This is a genomic window from Dolichospermum circinale AWQC310F (genome assembly GCF_000426925.1).
In the GTDB taxonomy this organism is placed as follows: domain Bacteria; phylum Cyanobacteriota; class Cyanobacteriia; order Cyanobacteriales; family Nostocaceae; genus Dolichospermum; species Dolichospermum circinale.
This window is the reverse complement of record NZ_KE384677.1, coordinates 48,192-67,506: the sequence shown is the minus strand read 5'-3', so window position 1 is coordinate 67,506 and position 19,315 is coordinate 48,192. Positions and strand designations below refer to the sequence as shown.

The 19,315-nt window shown below is 37.8% G+C and carries 18 protein-coding genes and 1 CRISPR repeat array; of the genes, 8 read left to right on the top strand and 10 right to left on the bottom strand.

The window, feature by feature from the left end; all coding sequences use genetic code 11:
* Positions 1-24 precede the first annotated feature (24 nt).
* The 8 genes from ACIR310F_RS0109795 to csx18 form a co-directional block, all read right to left on the bottom strand.
* Positions 25-1,755, bottom strand: coding sequence for an RAMP superfamily CRISPR-associated protein (locus tag ACIR310F_RS0109795; protein WP_028083685.1), 1,731 nt, complete (start codon positions 1,753-1,755; stop codon positions 25-27).
* Positions 1,755-2,285, bottom strand: a complete 531-nt coding sequence (locus ACIR310F_RS0109790; RefSeq protein ID WP_051289540.1) for a hypothetical protein — start codon at positions 2,283-2,285, stop codon at positions 1,755-1,757. Before ACIR310F_RS0109790 ends, ACIR310F_RS0109795 begins: the two co-directional genes overlap by 1 nt.
* Before the next feature lie 14 nt (positions 2,286-2,299).
* The gene (cmr4, locus tag ACIR310F_RS0109785; RefSeq protein ID WP_028083683.1) at positions 2,300-3,175 is read right to left on the bottom strand and encodes a type III-B CRISPR module RAMP protein Cmr4; all 876 of its coding nucleotides are present in this window, start codon (positions 3,173-3,175) and stop codon (positions 2,300-2,302) included.
* Between the two features lies 1 nt (position 3,176).
* Positions 3,177-4,352, bottom strand: a complete 1,176-nt coding sequence (locus ACIR310F_RS0109780) for a type III-B CRISPR module-associated Cmr3 family protein (RefSeq protein ID WP_028083682.1) — start codon at positions 4,350-4,352, stop codon at positions 3,177-3,179.
* A complete protein-coding gene (gene cas10, locus ACIR310F_RS0109775) occupies positions 4,352-7,447 on the bottom strand; it encodes a type III-B CRISPR-associated protein Cas10/Cmr2 (RefSeq protein WP_028083681.1) in 3,096 nt (1,031 codons plus the stop codon). Before cas10 ends, ACIR310F_RS0109780 begins: the two co-directional genes overlap by 1 nt.
* 301 nt (positions 7,448-7,748) lie before the next feature.
* A CRISPR array of direct repeats spans positions 7,749-8,597; the repeat unit is 36 nt; unit sequence GTTTCCATTCAATTAATGTCCCCAGCGAGTGGGGAC.
* Positions 8,598-8,908: 311 nt separating this feature from the next.
* Positions 8,909-9,190 (bottom strand): CRISPR-associated endonuclease Cas2, encoded by a 282-nt coding sequence (gene cas2 / locus ACIR310F_RS0109770; protein ID WP_028083680.1) that lies wholly within the window; start codon positions 9,188-9,190, stop codon positions 8,909-8,911.
* Positions 9,191-9,210: 20 nt separating this feature from the next.
* On the bottom strand, positions 9,211-10,203 hold the full coding sequence (gene cas1 / locus ACIR310F_RS0109765) for a CRISPR-associated endonuclease Cas1 (protein WP_028083679.1): 993 nt from the start codon (positions 10,201-10,203) through the stop codon (positions 9,211-9,213).
* Between the two features lie 14 nt (positions 10,204-10,217).
* Complete coding sequence (gene csx18 / locus ACIR310F_RS0109760) at positions 10,218-10,493, bottom strand: CRISPR-associated protein Csx18 (RefSeq protein WP_028083678.1); 276 nt, start codon at positions 10,491-10,493, stop codon at positions 10,218-10,220.
* A 207-nt stretch (positions 10,494-10,700) separates the two neighbouring features.
* Between csx18 and ACIR310F_RS0109755 the strand changes: the two genes are divergently transcribed.
* Together ACIR310F_RS0109755 and ACIR310F_RS26145 are read left to right on the top strand one after the other, a co-directional pair.
* Positions 10,701-11,882 carry a helix-turn-helix transcriptional regulator gene (locus tag ACIR310F_RS0109755; protein WP_028083677.1) on the top strand — a complete coding sequence of 394 codons (1,182 nt, stop codon included), beginning with the start codon at positions 10,701-10,703 and terminating at the stop codon, positions 11,880-11,882.
* A gap of 18 nt (positions 11,883-11,900) precedes the next feature.
* Entirely contained in the window at positions 11,901-12,068 is a 168-nt protein-coding gene (locus ACIR310F_RS26145) for a hypothetical protein (RefSeq protein WP_196803193.1), read from the top strand.
* A gap of 41 nt (positions 12,069-12,109) precedes the next feature.
* Here ACIR310F_RS26145 and ACIR310F_RS0109750 read toward each other — a convergent pair whose 3' ends face one another.
* Positions 12,110-12,835 carry a cytochrome b/b6 domain-containing protein gene (locus ACIR310F_RS0109750; protein ID WP_028083676.1) on the bottom strand — a complete coding sequence of 242 codons (726 nt, stop codon included), beginning with the start codon at positions 12,833-12,835 and terminating at the stop codon, positions 12,110-12,112.
* A 59-nt stretch (positions 12,836-12,894) separates the two neighbouring features.
* Between ACIR310F_RS0109750 and ACIR310F_RS0109745 the strand changes: the two genes are divergently transcribed.
* Positions 12,895-13,740, top strand: coding sequence for a DNA adenine methylase (locus tag ACIR310F_RS0109745; protein WP_028083675.1), 846 nt, complete (start codon positions 12,895-12,897; stop codon positions 13,738-13,740).
* A 100-nt stretch (positions 13,741-13,840) separates the two neighbouring features.
* Positions 13,841-14,887, top strand: coding sequence for an anthranilate phosphoribosyltransferase (gene trpD / locus ACIR310F_RS0109735; RefSeq protein ID WP_028083674.1), 1,047 nt, complete (start codon positions 13,841-13,843; stop codon positions 14,885-14,887).
* On the opposite strand, the gene ACIR310F_RS0109730 is transcribed toward trpD, so the two are convergent.
* Positions 14,817-15,842, bottom strand: coding sequence for a retropepsin-like aspartic protease family protein (locus tag ACIR310F_RS0109730; protein ID WP_028083673.1), 1,026 nt, complete (start codon positions 15,840-15,842; stop codon positions 14,817-14,819). The two genes, trpD and ACIR310F_RS0109730, sit on opposite strands and share 71 nt — an antisense overlap.
* A 213-nt stretch (positions 15,843-16,055) precedes the next feature.
* Here ACIR310F_RS0109730 and carA point away from each other — a divergent pair, with 213 nt between their 5' ends.
* The 4 genes from carA (at position 16,056) to ACIR310F_RS0109715 (ending at position 19,071) form a co-directional block, all read left to right on the top strand.
* The gene (gene carA, locus ACIR310F_RS0109725) at positions 16,056-17,201 is read left to right on the top strand and encodes a glutamine-hydrolyzing carbamoyl-phosphate synthase small subunit (RefSeq protein ID WP_028083672.1); all 1,146 of its coding nucleotides are present in this window, start codon (positions 16,056-16,058) and stop codon (positions 17,199-17,201) included.
* Positions 17,202-17,452: 251 nt separating this feature from the next.
* Positions 17,453-17,806 carry an STAS domain-containing protein gene (locus ACIR310F_RS0109720; RefSeq protein ID WP_035367838.1) on the top strand — a complete coding sequence of 118 codons (354 nt, stop codon included), beginning with the start codon at positions 17,453-17,455 and terminating at the stop codon, positions 17,804-17,806.
* 375 nt (positions 17,807-18,181) lie between these two features.
* A complete protein-coding gene (locus ACIR310F_RS27310; protein ID WP_269208351.1) occupies positions 18,182-18,304 on the top strand; it encodes a hypothetical protein in 123 nt (40 codons plus the stop codon).
* A 287-nt stretch (positions 18,305-18,591) separates the two neighbouring features.
* Positions 18,592-19,071 carry a Mini-ribonuclease 3 gene (locus tag ACIR310F_RS0109715; RefSeq protein WP_028083670.1) on the top strand — a complete coding sequence of 160 codons (480 nt, stop codon included), beginning with the start codon at positions 18,592-18,594 and terminating at the stop codon, positions 19,069-19,071.
* Positions 19,072-19,315 lie beyond the last annotated feature (244 nt).

Below are 19,315 nucleotides of genomic sequence, written 5' to 3'. Positions count from 1 at the left end.
ATTTGGTAGTTTTTAGTTAGAGTATTAAATTTCTGCTGGAGGTTGTACACCAAATAAATGTACATTACCATTGATATTTTTTAAATCACGGAGAAAGCGCGATCGCACATGAGTGGCATTTGGTGTTTGTCCACCCATAAATAAACAAACAATTTCTTGACAGTCGGTTTTTTCCTTTTGGTTGGGAATATTTACCCGTTTAATACTTGCCCAAGAACAATGTCCATTTCCTCCACCTGCTGCATTACCACCTAAATCTGGATTACGCTTATAATTTCGTGGGTGATTCTGATGATAAATTAAGTACATTCCATCTCCACGAGTTGCTTCAGCATCATCTCTCTGATTCCATTTAATCGAAGATGTTTCTATAGGGTTGACATCAGGACCAGGAACTACATAAATTGCACAGGTGGTAGGTGAAAAAACTTCTGCTTTGATATTACGGTTATTTGTTGATACTCTATCCTGCCAATGATTTCTTGCTTCTGTAACCCAATCACTATAAGTTTTTGTCCAAGTTGTTGTATCAAGAGGTAAACCGAAGTTTTCAGATTTCAGTTCACCACTGTTTTGATCTTTTAATTTATGAGTCAATATTAACTGTGTTCCTCTAGAAGCTGCTCGACCAGTATTCATGTTAAATATGTGTAATGGTCTACGCCAACCCCGACCAACACCGCCAACCATGACTGCAAAACGAATTATTGGCAAAATGATTTTATTGAGGATATCTTTTGGTGCGCTAATTTGTAATTTACCTTTCCATAGATAAAAAAATGGTTGATTCTCAGACCTTTCTCCCCATGTTTTACCTTGAATCATTTGCAGACGTACACAACCTTTGCGACTCTTCCCATCTCCTGCATCTATCTCTCCCATCAGTTCAGCAACAGTCAATTTAGCGAGATTTTCCGGCATTACTCCCAAGAAAAACCGCATTAACCAAGAGCGCAGCCAACCCCGCCAATGTGAAGGACGTAATTCCATTGTTTGAGTATGTGGACCTGCGCTACCTTGACTATAAAGACTAAATTCAAATTGTTTGACAGCATAGCCAGGATCAAGGGTAGGAGTTTGTGAAGAACTGGAAGTTTTTAAACCGCCATATCCAGAAGCAGTACGACTACCAACACCATATAAACCTAGCGCCTGTTGCACCCATTCCCAAACTTCGCTTACTTCCTCTTCTGTAGCTTTTCCTGGTATTCCTCTCATTGCAACTATCACAGCAATTCTATCTTTACCATTACCTAAAGTATAAAGAGATAATGGTGTACATTGTCCCTGATGATATACCTGAAATTCTTGTTGAGGATTAACAATATCTAAACTTAATTTAGTTGCCGTTTCTGGCCAAGCATCAAGAAATTCAATTTTCCCAGCAGTAATTTTATCATTGTCTTGATGCCCTAAAAGCTGGTACATTCTTGGTTTAATTTCTGGTCTTTGTTTTGCCCATGCTCTTACTAAACCTCGGATACAAGAACCGGGAATATAACCATGTAAAGGTAAATTTTTCAACGTTTCCCAATTTTGACTAACATTCCGTTTATCTTCTGGTCGTCCTTGATTTGGCCTCCACGCACCACAAGGTTCACCAGCAGAAACTATGGTTTCTACATCTGGATGGGGAAATGAACCAACTTTAGCACGCCACTGGATAATAAAAGTGTCTTTTTTAAATAAGCCAGATTGCGATCGCTTTTGATGTTGCTTTTCCAGTAAATTAATTAATTCAATACCTGTATACATTAATCCTCCTGATAGGCTCTTGCCCAAAAATTCCAATGGTTAGCTAATAACAAATATTTCCGCCAAGTCAACATATATTCTTGAGGCCGGTTTCTAGTCATCTCTACTATTTGTGTCATTAATTCTTCTTTATTAGGTAGTTGATTTTTATCTACCGCTACCATCTGACCTAGTAATGATTCCCACACTGGTACAGTACGTTTTCGCACCTCATTATTATCCTGAGCATTAGCTTGATTTAGATATCCAACCGCAGACAGTAGACCAAAAACTCTTAAATGTTGAGACAATCTTAAAACAGCAGTTAAATCATTTTTATCTAACTTCTGTTTGTTGTATATTTTCAAATACTTTTGAATATGTTCGTGAGCAGATAAACTCATTTGTTCTGGTAAAACTAGAGAGGAGTTATTATCGCTCCTAACAGTTTCGACCTTCACATTTTCAGAAAGACTTGGAGGTTTTGCTGTAATACTTGATTCCGGTTTTGGAGGATTAGATTTAGGTGGATACTTCTTATTTTTAGACATAATTTTATATTCCTTTAGGCTGTAACCGTGTCTTTAATGGGTGCTGTAAGATTATTTGTCCAACCTTGAACCCAACCCCGTCCTACATTGGCTTGTCCACCTACTTGAAATAACTCTTGCAAAATACTAATTAGTAAGTTGTGTTGTTTTTCTGTTATGGGATTATCTTTGAGTAAACTATAACCCCAAGGATAATAAAAAATAGTGTCCCTGGGAATACAAATATCTGTCCAAAAAATCTCAGCAGAACCTTCTGGATTTACCCCTTCTTTATGATCCTGAATTTTGTTACGAACTTGTGTCCAGAGGGAATGTTCCATTAATACTTGAAAATCAGCATCAGGTAAAACAATTAAATTACTGTCCCAAGTAGGTTTAACAGCATTCTTTAATGAATCTGGCCATCCTGTTAAAGAAATAGCTTGTTTTTGCTCATCTGATAACAATGCAACTTGGATTTGAGCATCAGCGACAGAATAAACTCCTGCACGATTACCCACAGCATGATTAGGAAATATTGCCGCTTTTTGACGTGAAATTAGGGCATGATCACGAATTAATGAGTGACAGCTAACCCAAATAAAAACATCTCTATTATTAACTGACATGGTTCGCATAGGAATCCATAGCAATCTTGCATCTCCAAACCAAACTTGATGAACTCCCATTTGACCTTGTTTATCTAATTCTTTGCCAAATAGAGTTTCTGCTGCTATTTCATCTAATATTTTTACTTCATCTCTCAGGCTACCACGTAAAGAAGATCCGGGTACATAAGGAAAATTTGTATGTACTTCACGGGCAATTTCTAAGATGTTACCTAAGTCTCCTTCACCCCCACAATGAATAGGTGCAAGACTGTACATATAACCAACTCTAAAATCAACCATTTTATTTTTCTCCTATTTTTTGATATTTAATCCACAACATTTCCGAATAACCCAATTGTCGCCAATTGTTTACACGATTTTTTTGCTCATTTGCTAAACTTTCATTATCCTGAAACAATCCTTGAGGTTTTTCCAAATAGTACAATGTCCCTGGTGGTGCTGCAAAAACCTGGGGTGCAGGAATGCTTTTTGTAATGCTTTTTGTATTGTCTTCTTTCCCCCTAATTCTACAACTAATTGGTACTGCTTTATCTGTGGACATACTCACAAAAATACCGTCTTTGAGTTTCCATTCCCAGGGATAAGGACGACATAAATTTACTCTTTGTTCAGGATTATATTTATGTGGTCTTTCAAAAACTCCAGGAGTAACTAAATAAGCTATTGATTTGCTATCATCTTTAGTATCAGCTTGTTTAGTATTAGCTTGAAAATTACCATCTGAAATAGTTTTTAATTCTTGCCATTGTTCCCCTAATTCTGGACAAGATTCTACTATAACTCTGTGTCCTTCTCCTCCTAATCTGATTGTCGCAGGTGTTGTAATTTCGTGATTAATGCCTATGGCAAAACTCCAATTTTGATGTAAACGAATGGCCTTTTCTACAAAGTAACCATCAGCATCTTTAACTTGTTTTGTTCCGGGTTCAATGCTATTATGAGAACGGGTTTCTTCTTCCCAAGGTTTATCCTCATGACTGTCTTTAATTATGTTCCAATCATTTTTATCTATTTTCCCCGTTTTTAAATATTTCTTAACAACAGAGGATGGTAAATATTGTCTGAATTTTGTTTCTACTCCATTGCCTTTAACCAAATCATCATCATCATCATCTTTACTATTATGAGGTTTAACTAATGGACAAGGTTGAGTTTTATCCCATAAAGCATTATGTATATGAGATTTGGTTTCCCAAGTTAAAGGGACAAGGGGTACAGATTTCACAAAACCTAAAGGACGGGGAAGATATAGGGTATTTTCTGTGTTTTGATAACAAAGGAATGGACCGACAATTTTAAAGTCTTTCCTTTCCCCCAATATTCCCCTAAATGCACCAGCTATAGTATGACCATTAGGAGGAAATATACTACCAGCCCATGCCCTTTCTTGTGGTGAAAATGGTTTAGCATCTCTTAACATTAATATGTCTAATGGTGTGAGTTTGTACCAATACATTAATTCTCACCTCTTACTTTTATATCACGGTTACGTTTGACAAATGCCGCTAGTTTTAACCAACTTTGAATTTCATTATCTAGTTGTTTGGTTTCGGTAGTAATAAACAACGCTGTGAAAAAGTCCGCTAACTGTTTTTGAAACTTTGTTTTTAAGGTGGAATTTTTATCATTTTGGAATTGATCTCGGCGATCGCAAAATGCCTTTGTCCAAGGTACAATAGCTTCTAAACTCGGTGCGGGGTGTTGACTCCATAAACTGGCAGCCTGTTCAAATATGGAACTTTCTAAATCATTTGTGATTAATTGCTGCCATTCAGAAAAAACATCGAATTTAGCAGTGGATTTTAAGGTATTTCCGTTTCCGTAGATTACCCGCACTTGTACAGCGTCTTTTTTATTAAAACAGGCTTTTTCTCCATGTTTTTCGGTTGGTACAAGGCAACTATGATGATATTCGTGTTTTTTCGCTGCGTCTTCCGCTTCCCACAGGCTTTCTAAAGCTATTGCTAAGGGTACAGAATGATGGGCAATTATGATACCAAAACTAATTGTAGCCTCACTTCCCATTGTAAATAATGGACGGTCAACTAAACCAACTTTTTCACCATCATCTTTTAAATATTTCCAATAATCACCATCATTACTAAACTCTTTTTCTTCACGGGGGTCTTTTGCACCTTTAAAACATTGACGGATATCCCATAACCATTTATCCCATTCCCAGAGATTGGTATAAGCTAAAACATCATCACCTCCACCATAAATTAATCTACCTGCATAACGGTTTTGTGTCAAATAGGGAACTAATTGATTGGAAAAATCTAATAACGCGCGACTTAATGCACTGTGGGTACTAGGTCCCATGCGTTTTTGAATGGCTAAAAACTCTGGAAAACTCTCTAAATTAACTGATAATTCTGATGGTATATAATCACCGTAATTTTTGAGTTTTATTCCCTTTAACCATTCACTCATACTATCACCATCACCTGCTGCTAATACATACCAATCTGATGGATTATTCTTAGGATAGTATTCGGTAATTATCTTTTGAATATCTTTACGATCATCACGTTTTTTGGCAATGATTTGTTTTCTAATTACCTCCTTATTTTCTTCCTTAGCTTTCTCCAATTGTCTTTGTAATATGTTTAATTCTGGAGTTTGTAAATCCTCCACTAACCAGCCGGCATTTAACAAGCGACAATGATATTTTTGAGACTCTGAACTATCTATCCAAGGAATACCCCATTTTTTGTACATTTGGTCAATTATTGTTTTGGTACTGGGAAATGCCTTGATTATTGCTTCACAAGCATAATCAAAATTTTCTTGTTGTTTTGTTTGATTAACTCTTAAATATCCAGCAACTCCAGAAGTTAAATCTGGATAAGATGCTGCAATATCTTCTTTTTTTATGCCTAATAAATCAGGCAAAATTTCATGCAAACAACGTTTTACAACTTCCGTAGCGTTTAATTGTTCTGTACCATCAAAAAAACCTGCATCATGTTTTTCCCATGATTCCTTAGTATCACCTTCTGTTATCCAGTCTTTTTTATCTTTATCTTTATTGCCAGGACTGACAACTGGACCAATACCAGAAATTGTTGAACGTGGTCCAAAGGCTGTGGGAAGTTCCCAATTTCTAGCATTTTTAACTGCTGCTAAACTAGCGCGGGTTGCGTCGAAAATATAACCCCACCATGAACCAACGTTAACGCTAAATTTTCTATGTTGTTCTTCTAACCGTTTATCATAAGCGTCCCGTAAAAATTTTAGTTCTTGTGATTGAAATAACTTTTGCTTTTCACTGACATTATAGGCTTGATTTTGTTGATTTAGCCAATTTTGTAATTGATCATCAACGTTTTCAGGAATAGCAGCAGTTTTGAATTGTTTACCTTTACCTATGGGTAATGCTGTCCAGTAAACTTGCCATTGGGATTTTAACCAACCTTGCCAACTATTATGATCTGGTTTTAATTGTCTCATCCAATGACGTTCATTTTGCAATTCTTTTAATACTAAATCCCCCACTTTTAACCATTCTTTTAACAAGGTTTGTTGGGCTGTTTGCATGGCCGCTTGTACTTTGCCTTCTGGTAATACCAATACTATTACATTAGGAAAACCAGCAGTTAATAATGATTTTGATGATGGTTGTTTTACCCATTCGGAAAAATCAAAATCAATTTTTTCCTCTTGTTTCAACTTTTCAATTTCTTGTAATAACCAATGATCTATTAATGGTTGTTGATATAAACTAGGATAAAGTAAAGTGTCTGGTCCATATTGATTGGCTAGTTTCCAACAAACTTTAGCTGATAGATAATGTAATAACCAAGAACCTGCCCAAAAATCTCGCATTTTGCGACTAGATTTAATTAGTTCCTGTACTGGACTAAAACTAAATACTGCTAAATAAGGATGAGATAATTCATCATTTCCTTGCCAACGTTGTATTTGGTCTGCTGTTAAATCATATCCTGCTAATGCACCGGCTAAAGCTGATGTCATACTCAAATGACTCCAAATAGAAGCATCGGGTAAACGAGTTTCTGCCGGCATTAACATTAATGAATTATCTTTATCAAATAAATCACAGGTTGCTTGGGGTAAACAACGCCATAACCACCAAAATAAATGTTTGATGTTTTTAATATCGGTTCTTAAATGATTGTCTATTTCTGCTAATAGTTCTTCTTCTTTTTTTTGTAAATATTCTTGTCGTTTTGATTCTATAAGTTCTGTATGAAGTTTGATTTTAAATTCCTGTTTTGCACCAGATAATAAATGGGTGATTTCTAATCCCCTTTCTGGGTTTTTACCTGGGGCATAATTGATACTGGCTGTGACGCTACCCAGGGCTGACCTGTCACTGGCTGAGGCTATATAATCCGCTAAGAGGATATTTTTTAAAACTTTACCACCTGATTGATCTGGGGTTTTACCTGTCTCAACCCAAGCTTTCATTACTTCTAGTTGTTCATAGAAGCTACTTTTACCCCGTCCGCTATTGTTATGTAACGCCTTTAATACAGGGTCATGTAGTAACCCCCAAATCTTAGCCCGCCAATATTCTTCTGTCATCGGTAGATCCCCTGTTTAGCTTATAGATGAATTATAAGAGCGCGATTCAGTGTTTGTCTAGGAATCTAAAATATCTCAAGATTTTTGTAATATTTGCTCTAACCCTTACTCTGTACGCTTTTCCTGACTTTGAGGATTTTATTAAAAATATTTTATTTTCTTTGACATTGGTTCTTGTTTATGCTGCTATCAAGTTACAGCATTTCCCTTACCAAACATTGATTGATAGTTAAAATGTACTGATTCTCAAAATATCAGTACATATTTTATTATGTATTTATATATACTGCTGATGAGCGTTGTTTCCATTCAATTAATGTCCCCAGCGAGTGGGGACAGATTTAAATGACTAAAATTTACTACGCTCAAAATCAATTTGCGTTTCCATTCAATTAATGTCCCCAGCGAGTGGGGACGTTCAATTTCATTATGGCGACCTCGTTTGGAAAACGAGTTTCCATTCAATTAATGTCCCCAGCGAGTGGGGACCAGAAGTTGAAGTAGCTTTGAAAAAGGCTGCTGAGTAGTTTCCATTCAATTAATGTCCCCAGCGAGTGGGGACCACGGGCATGATATTGCAGGTGCGTCCGGAAGATACGGTTTCCATTCAATTAATGTCCCCAGCGAGTGGGGACAAACAAGGCGTTGACGGATTCACTTGATGATATTTGTTTCCATTCAATTAATGTCCCCAGCGAGTGGGGACTTTACTTAGTGTTCAAAGACCTATATCACGGTTAATAGTTTCCATTCAATTAATGTCCCCAGCGAGTGGGGACAAGCTAAAAGAGTTTCAACGCCAATATCTAGGAATATGGTTTCCATTCAATTAATGTCCCCAGCGAGTGGGGACCAAATGATCGAATTAATTAAGGCATTGATTAAAGCGCGTTTCCATTCAATTAATGTCCCCAGCGAGTGGGGACGTAGAAAATGACTGCAATTCAATTGTGGTACACAAAAAGTTTCCATTCAATTAATGTCCCCAGCGAGTGGGGACGAAAATTTTGCAAAAACACTTGACATCTCAGAATAGAGTTTCCATTCAATTAATGTCCCCAGCGAGTGGGGACAAGGCGAATGTAAGTTTTACGTTTCCTTTCGGACGGACTACGTTTCCATTCAATTAATGTCCCCAGCGAGTGGGGACCCCTCAATTTTAAACCCTTACCCAGCAAGGTGTCCAGAGACAGTTTCCGAAGGTCAGGAAAAAAAGTGTTAAAACCACCAACCGACAGCGGAAAAAACCCCCCAAAACCCCTACCCAGCAAGCGACCGAAGTTCCCAACCAAAAAATCAACATTACAGCCATTTTACCTGACCTTCGGAAAAACTAAGTAGGTGAACGGAAAAAAACCGACATAAGTAACGAAAGGTAAAGTTGCTTAAAACCTCTTCCCTGTTCCCAGTTCCCTGTTCCCTGTTCCCTTGTCATAACGACAATTTTTAACGCCAATCTACTTACACAATAATTGAACCCGGAGGCTCAATCACAGGCACACCCACCCCCCAAGTTTCCACCTGGGAAAGAGTATGTCGAGACAAAGGGTAAAACCTGACATTATCCTCCTCTAACTTGACAATCTTCCTTAACCGACGACGGAAATCATTGTACTTTTCCCTACTTAACTGACATTCAAATACAGAATACTGCACCCGCTGACCATAACCCTCTAATAAATCAGCTATCTTTTTTCGGCGTTTATCATCAGGAACATCGTAGGAAATCACATACAAAAACATAACACAAATATCCGAAAAAATCAATCAATTCGATAACATTGATAATGGTGACTGGGATTATAAACAAACTGTTTAAAAGCCTTGACTTGTTGAGTTAATAAATCCCACTTTGGTTGCTTGATTTCCTGATCAGTTTTAATTTCCTCTGTCATTCTTTGCAAAAACCCCCGTAAAAACTTTTTTCTACCCAAATTATTCAAATAACATCCCCCATTTTTAAACTCAAAATCTGCCTTAACATCCATAATTTTGCGATTAATTAACCACATTACCAGAGAGTCTACCAAAGGAGCGCGGAACTCCTCAATTAAATCAGAAGCCAAAGCCGCATGACCATCATGACCCTGATGTAAACAAGCATAATAGGGGTCTAATCCTTGAATTTCAATTAATGCTAAAAGATGATTCCACAGCACTTGATACCCAAAACTTAACATAGCATTGACAGGGTTTCCTGGTGGGCGACGACTACGACCAGAAAACACAAAATCAGAATTAGTCAGACATTCACCAAAAGCCGAGAAATATTGAGCCGCACCCGCACCTTCAAAGCCCATTAACCGTTCTAAATTATCTGCTGTGGCCGCTTGTGCAGCTAAATAATCTAAACTTTCTAAAACCCGTTGTATAAGTTCTGATTCTCGTTTTTTCTGCTGTCTTCTTAATAGCACTCTGCTATTTTTTAACTTACCTTTAACAAGTTCCCTAGCAGTAATTAACCTGTCTATAGGGGATAATTGTTGTTGATAACGGGATAATTGGCGGTATCCCCTAGAAATGGGTAAAATTCTGCCATAGCAGTAACCCATTTTTGATAAATAAGCAATGGGAATATCCCGCCATAAACAAGCACGAATCACTTGGGTTGTGATTTGCGATTGACCAAAAATCAAAATTTGTTCTAACAAAGGTAACTGTACTTCAATATAAACAGTATCCCCTTGTTTAAGTAATAAAGTTTCTTTCTGTAAACAGACATAACAATTCTGTTCAGAAACATAAAGGGTCTGCATGGAATTATCAATTATTAACGCCACCAACGTTGTAAATGAGATTTTTTAGCAGAACGATATTCACCTGTTCCAGAAGAGGTTAATTCTGCATTTTGTTCCGGTTCTAACCACAAAATTACTCTATCTGCTGCACTAGCAACTATATAAGTAGCTACTGTTACCAATAAAGTATTAATAATAACTGCCGCTAAACCCAAAGGTGCAATCAACAAAATCACTAAAGTAATACCACCATTCACAGTAGATATAGAAACATTTCTGAGTGTAGCAGAGCGTCGAGAAACATACATAGTGTAAAAAGGCTAACTTCAAGATCCTGTTGATTACCATAACCGCAGAATTAGCAAAAAGCCAGAAAAAGACTATAAACTAAATTATGATAGTTATCTTACCTAACGCAATGTTGACAACAGTTACAGCTAATTTCTACCAATAGTTTAAATATTTTCTTTTTACACGGATATTAATGTACTATAAATTTCTGCCAGTGATTTACCATGTCTAAAAAACCTACCCATTCCTATACAGAACGTTTGGCTTTTGAACGTTTGCTGCTGTTAATTGCTACATTATTAAAATATCCCGGTGTCGGTAGTCCTGATTTTTTCGACTCTAGTAACAATGAAAATCATGATGCAATTAGTTCTGTAAAAGCATATCTGCAAAAGTTAGCAGTAGAATTAAACATAGAATTACCCCCAGAATATCCAGCCCTTTCCACCCTCCGCAAAGATTTAGAAACCCTCAGACGTTATGCTATTCTTGACCAACGAATGTATCGCTGGGGATATTATTTAGGAACGGGTGCGCTTTCCATAACAGAATTAAAAGTAGCATTTAACGCTTTAGCATCTCAAGCACAATATCAGGGTGATGCCCAAGCTAGACGCATTTATGAAAGTCTTAGTAAAAGATTACGAGGTTTAGATAAGTCCCTGGAAGGAGAACTTTTTTATCCGACTCGTCAACATCTCAACCGGGCTATTATTCATACCGACCCCGAAGAAATGGCGACTCAGGGAGAAAACCGCGATACATTATTTCATCAATTACCATTATTAGAACAAGCTATTATTCAGGGACAAGCTATTGAAATTTCTCGTACCAAAGATTTATATGGTTCTGGTCATACCGGGCGGTTTCAAGTATTTCCTTTACAGTTAATATATCATGATATTGCTTGGTATTTACTTTATGAACTTTGTGAAAATGGACATTTAGTTATGGGGCGTGTTAACCGCTTGAATAGTCGTTGTGATCTTGTGAAAATACCACCACGGGGTTTAGAAAAACAAAGAGAAAGTTTAGTTACAGCATATAAACTACTAGAAAATGGCTGGGGTTTAAATTTAGGCGACCCAGAACCTCAAAAAGCTGAATTAGCAGGAAACCTCAAATTTATTGAGGTAAAAGTCCGTTTTTATCCTCCAGTATCAGCATTTATTTTAGAAGGAGAACGTCGTCATCCTCGCCAAAGAATTACCGCTAGATATATTGAAAATGGGCAATATTCTTATATAGAATATGCTGTAGATTTACCAAGTCGGTCTTTAAATGAATTTAGTCGCTGGGTTTATCGTTATATGGATAAAGCCCAAGTATTATCTCCTCCTAAATTAGTGGCAGAACACCACAAATATGCACAAGCTTTACTTGACCGCTATAGGAATCTGGTTTGATTCTGTGAATTTACTTGTGTGGTCAGGGAACAGGGAACAGGGAACAGGGAACAGGGAATAGGGAATAGGTTTTGGGCAATTTTACTTTTCGTTACTTACAGCAAATTCAGTTTGAGTGAGGTACACTTGATGCGGGCAAGATGCCCGCACCACAAGAGTTTTATTATTAATATCTGTACTTCATAAACGGATAACTGCTGTATCTAAAACCTAGATAAAAATAGACTTTATTTTTCACTTGAGAAAAACACTGGTAAAATAAACGCGGTAATAATTCCTAACAAAACAATCACCTCAATTATTTTCAATAATAAACTACCGCCCATAAACTGATTAATTTCTTCCTGAATATGATCAGAAAAATTACCCAACCAACTACGCAAACGACCATACCAATTCCCTGGACTATCTTCCGGGCGGAATTTCCATGATATTATTGACAGTAATAATGGCACACCACCAACTTTAGCTGACATCAAAACATGAATTGCTAAACAACAAATCATGATTAACCAAGCTATTAAATGAAGAGAATACCAAATATGATCAAATTCTCCTGTGGGTAGCCATTCTTCTTGCATCATTCTACCAGAGACTACTGCTAAAACCGCAGCAATTAACATTTTAGTATTTGCTAAACGTTGTAGACTTACCCACCAAATTGGTCTACCAATTTGAGTGAGATTTTGGATAGAGTCTGGTTGTAATAAGCGTCTTTTACCGGCATGAAAACTATAAATGGCGAAAAATGGCAGTAAAATCAAGAAAAATAGTGCTAATGTGCCATGAATATCCTGAATAGGATTAATTTTAGGAATGGGGATAGATCCAAATCTTTTGTCAAAAGTGTTGTAAATTAGAAACCCGCTGATAATTGCACCAATTACTAAAGTTCCGCTGATACCATGCAAAATTCTTAATATTAAGGGTTGATAGGGTGTTGAACGGTTCATAAGCTGATATAACAAGAGAGTGTATAATTTATATTATCACTTTTTAAGATTTAAACACAATGAATATCAAAAGTCCTCTCCGTTATCCTGGTGGAAAATCTAGAGCAATTAAAACAATTACTGCACATTTACCAGGTAAGTTTTCCGAATTTAGAGAACCTTTTGTTGGTGGTGGTTCTGTATTTATCGCTCTCAAACAAAAATATCCTGATTTAAACATTGCAATTAACGATTTAAACCCGGAATTATGGCGATTTTGGCATTTGGTACAATCTGATTTATCTAAATTAGTTTCTCAAATTCGTCAAGTAAAAGAAAATTACCAAGACGGAAAATTACTCTTTGCTAAACTAGCCCGTGTAGATGTTAACACATTATCAGATTTAGAAAGAGCAACGCGCTTTTTTGTTCTGAATAGAATTACATTTTCAGGAACTATAGAATCAGGAGGATTTTCTTTAGAATCTTTCCACAAAAGATTTACCAATTCATCAATAGAGCGATTGGAAAAATTAGAAAACATATTAACACCAGATATCAAAATCACCAATTTAGATTATACTTATCTTATAAATGAACCAGGGAAAGATGTATTCATATTTTTAGATCCTCCTTATTTCCAAGCGGAGAAATCTAAATTATATGGTAAAAAAGGCGATTTACATACAGGATTTGATCATCAAAGATTTGCTGCAAATTTAAAACAATGTCCTCACAAATGGTTAATTACCTATGATGATTGTCCAGAAATAAGAAAAAACTTTAAATGGGCAAATATCATTGAATGGGAACTACAATATGGCATGAATAACTATAAACAAAAAAAGGCCGAAAAAGGCAAAGAACTATTTATTAGTAACTATGAAATCAATCAAAACGTAGGAAAATCTCAACTGATTGCTTAAACCTCATCTTTGCGCTCTTTCTCTGCGGCTCTGCGGCTCTGCGTGCAAAAAAAGCCATTTTTCGGTAAAATCACATTCAACATCATTAAAAACCTGAACCATGGATTTTACTATTTGGTCTAACTTACTCAAACAATTATTAGAAGGTCAATCATTATCCCGCACCCAAGCAGCAGAATTAATGCAAGGGTGGATAAAGGAAGCTATTCCCCCAGAATTATCCGGGGCGATTTTAATGGCTTTAAATTTTAAAGGTGTTTGTGCTGAAGAATTAACAGGCATGGGAGAGGTTTTAAAATCTCTATCTTCCGTGGCTATCAATAAAAGCGACCAGAGCCAATTTCTGCCATTAATTGATACTTGTGGTACTGGTGGTGACGGCGCTTCTACATTTAATATTTCCACTGCTGTGGCTTTTGTGGTCGCTGCTGCTGGTGTACGGGTGGCTAAACATGGTAGTCGTTCTGCTTCTAGTCTCACGGGAAGCGCTGATGTTTTAGAAGCATTGGGAGTTAATTTGACTGCTACCAGTGAAAAAGTCCAAGCAGCAGTCGAAGAGGTGGGAATTACCTTTTTATTTGCACCGGGGTGGCACCCAGCACTAAAAGCAGTAGCCCCTTTACGGCGAAATCTCAAGGTAAGAACTGTATTTAATTTACTTGGTCCTTTAGTAAATCCACTAAATCCTACTGGTCAGGTGATTGGTGTGTTTGATCCGAAACTCATAGCTACTATGGCTGAAGCTTTGCATCTCCTGGGGACACAAACGGCTATTGTTTTACATGGTAGAGAAAAATTAGACGAGGCTGGTTTGGGTGATATTACTGATTTGGCGATCTTGAAGGATGGTCAAGTATCCTTAACTACTGTTAATCCCCAGGAGATAAATGTCAAAGCTGCTGACATTACCGCTGTTAAGGGTGGTAATGCACAAGAAAATGCTGTAATTCTCAAAGAAGTTTTGCAGGGAAAAGGAACGCAACCACAACAAGATATAGTAGCGTTAAATGCTGCTTTAGCATTGCAAGTAGCCGGGGTTGTTCCCTGGTTAAATCATGCTCAGGGGGTGACTCTAGCTAAGGAAATTTTACAAAGCGGTAGTCCCTGGACAAAGTTGGAACAGTTAATTCAATTCCTGGGGGGTTAGCTTCTGAGTGGGTTTGGGGACGAAATTCTACAACATGACGTTTGATAGTTACATCGTAATTACCGAAAAAGTCATGTCCTAAAAGTCCTATTTCTAATTCCGTACCAGCGATCGCTACTGAAACTTTATTTACCCTCATACCCTCGACTTCCATGGAATCAAGGTAGCCAATGGGAAATTCCACAGCTTTAGCACTAGCGGTATTAGCTTTAGCTTTCCCGGTTGGTACTACACCTAAAGCCGCTGCTATCTTCTGAGTAATTACTGTCCCACTTGCACCTGTATCTACAATCATTTCAAATTGTTGTGTACCATTGAAAGTAACTTCAATAATTGGTGTACCACCCATTCGCCGCTTAATTGGGACAATAAATACCTCATTTTTGCGAGGGAGCATTGCTAATGGGGCAGAAGTAGGTAATAATAGGGGTTCTGAGCTTTCAAGAGGAGTTTGTGGTTTGGGAACATCAATGATCACTGGTTGTGGCTGGGTAAGGGAAGATGTTAAATTTGTCGGTTTAGCTTGTTGACGAGCATAAGCAATTTCACGACGATACTCAACAATTTGGCTTTGAGCAAAGGCGAAATTGCTACTATTACGCTTAATCTTTTGCATGAGAGCGATCGCATCTTGAAACAGACTTACCACCAAATTCCAATCATCCACAGATACAGCAGATTGGCTGATACTTTTAGCACCAGCAGCTTTATCGAGAGCCATTTCCAAAGTGCTTAATTGAGTTGGAGAAGATTCTAATGGGTTTGATGTTGGACTGACCAACGGTTGTTTAAATTGACTAGGAGAATGAATTGCGGCCAAACTCCCAGTAGCCAAAGATGGCTTAGATTCATCCGTGGTTATTTTCTGCTGATCTTGATTACAAGCAGCAGTTAGAAACGCTAAACTAACCGAACCAGAAATGAGGGCTAGACGAGACAAAGAGTATTTAAGCATAATGAATATTTTAACCGCCCTGGCTGCTCTTACCAAGTTTAACCCCGCCACCAAATTAAAAATGCTTGGCCGTTTAATCATTGCAATTTTTAATTAATTCTGACTGAAAATCTAAAACCCCGAACTCATGGGATAATAAACAGTCGCAGTGAGAGACTGGAAAAGAAATCAATTCAAAATTCAAAAAAACTTTTACCCATTATCCAATTATCTATGCCTCTATCTGAAACAATTCCGGCGCTATTGGTCTTAGCAGACGGCTCCACTTATCGCGGTTGGTCCTTCGGTGCTACGGGGACCGCCATTGGAGAAATCGTATTTAACACTGGTATGACCGGATATCAAGAAGTGTTAACCGATCCTAGTTACTGTGGACAAATCGTTATTTTTACTTATCCAGAATTAGGTAACACTGGTATTAATTCCGAAGATGAAGAGTCTAACAAACCTCATGTTCAGGGAGCGATCGCCCGGAATATTTGTCACAAACCAAGTAACTGGCGTTCCACCCAATCCCTACCCAAATACCTGCAAAACCACCAAATACCGGGCATTTATGGCATAGATACCCGATCGCTAACTCGGAAAATTCGGATGTGTGGAGCAATGAATGGTGGTATTTCCACAGCAATTCTCGATGAAACAGAATTGTTAGAAATGGTACAAGCTGCTCCCAACATGACAGGTTTAAACTTAGTCAAAAAAGTAACTACGAAAGCCGTTTATGAATGGCAAGAAACCACAACAGCCCCTTGGGAATTTAACCCCGAAGCCGTAGCTAAAATTAGCGAAACCTACACCGTTGTGGCCTTAGACTTTGGAATCAAGCGGAATATCTTGCGGCGTTTAGCCAGTTATGGTTGTCGTATTATAGTTGTTCCTGCCGATACACAACCAGAAGAAATTCTCAAATACAATCCAGATGGTATTTTTCTCTCTAACGGACCTGGAGACCCTGCCGCAGTCACAGAAGGTATCAACACCACCAAAGCCTTACTAGACAGCCAAAAACCCATGTTTGGCATTTGTATGGGACACCAAATTTTAGGTCACGCGCTCGGAGCAGAAACCTTTAAACTAAAATTTGGACATCGGGGTTTAAATCAACCAGCGGGACTGCAAAAGCGAGTAGAAATTACCAGCCAAAATCACAGTTTTGCCCTTGACCCAGACTCCCTACCAACTACAACGGTTGAAGTCAGCCATTTAAACCTCAACGATTTAACCGTAGCAGGAGTGCGACACAAATCTCTACCTGTGTTTTCTGTTCAGTATCATCCAGAGGCCAGTCCTGGACCCCATGATGCTGATTACCTGTTTGAACAGTTTGTGCTAGAAATGCAAGCAGCACGTCAATAAATTTTAGATTTTGGATTGCCGATTTGAGATTTAACCCCCGGATTAAACCACAAGGGCCAGTAGTTACGCATTGACACCTTGGATTTATGCCAGCAGTGCTAAAACGTAAACCCAAAACAATCTCAAATCTCAAATCTCAAATCTCAAATTTTTAGTCATGGACAAATTGCCCACAAACCATCTATACTAGAACGTTTACTTTTAGTAAAAAGAACGAGGAGGAAATTATAGCTGAACCACTAAATCTAACCGTGAGCCTCAGAGGTACACGCGAAGTCCGGGATAACTGTCAGCTATTCCGCCTCACAGGCTTATTAGACGCTTTCTCTGAGCCAACATTTCGGAAGACACTCAGCAGTAAAATTGAAGAAGGTCCAAAAAACATCATTTTGGATCTTTCACAAATAGACTTTGTAGATAGTTCTGGATTAGGTGCGCTGGTACAACTGGCCAAGCTGGCTAAACCTGAACCTGAAAGTAAAGGCACTTTCCAAATTGTCACTAATGCCCGCGTCACCCAAACCGTTAAGCTTGTTCGTTTAGAAAAGTTTCTTTCCCTACAAGTGTCAGTTGAGGAGGCCTTAGCAAATCTCAAGGCATCTTGATTATTTGGGTGGAAAATCTAAATTAGGCTATCCGATGTTAAAGGATAGCTTAATTTTGACAGAGCAAAAATCTATCTTTGAGTGTGGTAATCAAGTAAAAACACTTAATTTCATGTAGAATTGTCAAAAAATTGTAGGTTGGGTAGAACGGAGTGAAACCTAACATTGGCAGGAGCAGATTTTGTTCCTCAAACCAATCTCCATAAACCTGGAATTTCCGACTTATATCATGTCCGGTTGAACACTGATCATATCTGTTGAGGCTGGTAATGGGTAACTGGTAATTGGGAAAAGGCAATACAATGATCAACTAGATCGTAAGTGATTGGGCAGATATGATATTAAAGGAAACATATAGGAATCCGGTTTGATTCTGTGAATTTACTTGTGTGGTCAGGGAACAGGGAACAGGGAACAGGGAACACAGGAAGAAAGACAGAATTGATACCTACTAATTCTTGTATGGCTACGCCACGCAAGCTATCAAAAATCAAATAGGAGTTCTATATTATTCTATAATAAATAGAAATTATGAAATTTTGATAGCAACACGATCCTAGTGGAAAATACTAACTGTGAATAAACGTAAATCATCTGGTTTACGTGACGCTACACTATGACAGCCCATCAAATTAGTTGATAGGACGAGAAAACAATACCAGTAAATTTTGGCGATCGTTACTAATTTATAATATGCTCAGTATGCGAACATTGCTTTGACAATCAAAATAATGTTGACAAAAATTATCTCCCGATGTAGTGCTTTTTTAAGGAATGATTAATCTGTGAAGTCGAAGGAGGAAACAGCCCAACATGAAGAAGATGAAACTACCGCGCAGGATTCATCAGACATTAACCCATGGTTGGTAAATGCGACCCAACTGCCCCAGCAAATATCCCCAGATCAAATAAAACAGATATCTCCTTCCGCTTTAGCTTATTTGGGGGATGCAATTTATGAATTATATGTTAGAATGTTTTTTCTGTGGCCACAACAACGACTGGAAAACTACCATCGTTCCGTAGTGGATCAGGTAAGAGCAGAAACACAAGCGATACATTTGCGAATGTTAACTCCTTACTTGAGGAGTAACGAATTAGAAATTGTCCGCAGAGGTCGTAACTCTGCCCATTGTCGTCATAAACGACTCAATCCCGAAATTTATCAACAGGCAACTAGTCTAGAAACCCTAGTTGGCTATTTATATCTTACTGATTACCCCCGTTTAACCGAACTATTACAAAAACTCCCTCTGGAAAAATAGTCAGAAGCTGCATCTGGCAATTATTACTGATTTGTAATGGTTCATTAAATGAATATCATCGGGCTGTTCACTGATTTAAATCAAACCTCAATACTGAAATACTGCTATGACAAGTCAACCCAAAAAAAATAATTCCGCCAGCCAACCTAAGCGTGGGCAACCCGTAAAAATCAAGGGTAAGCGCGTTGTTCCTCACTCTGTCCGTAATCAAGGCAAAAGTGAAAGTAAACCTCGCACCTCTCGC

Excerpts from the sequence above, each read along its gene's own strand:
- carA (WP_028083672.1), top strand. The coding sequence starts at position 16,056 with ATGCCTCTATCTGAAACAATTCCGGCGCTATTGGTCTTAGCAGACGGC.
- ACIR310F_RS0109730 (WP_028083673.1), bottom strand. The coding sequence starts at position 15,842 with ATGCTTAAATACTCTTTGTCTCGTCTAGCCCTCATTTCTGGTTCGGTT.
- cmr4 (WP_028083683.1), bottom strand. The coding sequence starts at position 3,175 with ATGGTTGATTTTAGAGTTGGTTATATGTACAGTCTTGCACCTATTCAT.
- cas2 (WP_028083680.1), bottom strand. The coding sequence starts at position 9,190 with ATGTTTTTGTATGTGATTTCCTACGATGTTCCTGATGATAAACGCCGA.
- ACIR310F_RS0109750 (WP_028083676.1), bottom strand. The coding sequence starts at position 12,835 with ATGAACCGTTCAACACCCTATCAACCCTTAATATTAAGAATTTTGCAT.
- ACIR310F_RS0109780 (WP_028083682.1), bottom strand. The coding sequence starts at position 4,352 with ATGTATTGGTACAAACTCACACCATTAGACATATTAATGTTAAGAGAT.
- trpD (WP_028083674.1), top strand. The coding sequence starts at position 13,841 with ATGGATTTTACTATTTGGTCTAACTTACTCAAACAATTATTAGAAGGT.
- ACIR310F_RS0109745 (WP_028083675.1), top strand. The coding sequence starts at position 12,895 with ATGAATATCAAAAGTCCTCTCCGTTATCCTGGTGGAAAATCTAGAGCA.
- cas1 (WP_028083679.1), bottom strand. The coding sequence starts at position 10,203 with ATGCAGACCCTTTATGTTTCTGAACAGAATTGTTATGTCTGTTTACAG.
- ACIR310F_RS0109755 (WP_028083677.1), top strand. The coding sequence starts at position 10,701 with ATGTCTAAAAAACCTACCCATTCCTATACAGAACGTTTGGCTTTTGAA.
- csx18 (WP_028083678.1), bottom strand. The coding sequence starts at position 10,493 with ATGTATGTTTCTCGACGCTCTGCTACACTCAGAAATGTTTCTATATCT.
- ACIR310F_RS0109795 (WP_028083685.1), bottom strand. The coding sequence starts at position 1,755 with ATGTATACAGGTATTGAATTAATTAATTTACTGGAAAAGCAACATCAA.
- cas10 (WP_028083681.1), bottom strand. The coding sequence starts at position 7,447 with ATGACAGAAGAATATTGGCGGGCTAAGATTTGGGGGTTACTACATGAC.
- ACIR310F_RS0109790 (WP_051289540.1), bottom strand. The coding sequence starts at position 2,285 with ATGTCTAAAAATAAGAAGTATCCACCTAAATCTAATCCTCCAAAACCG.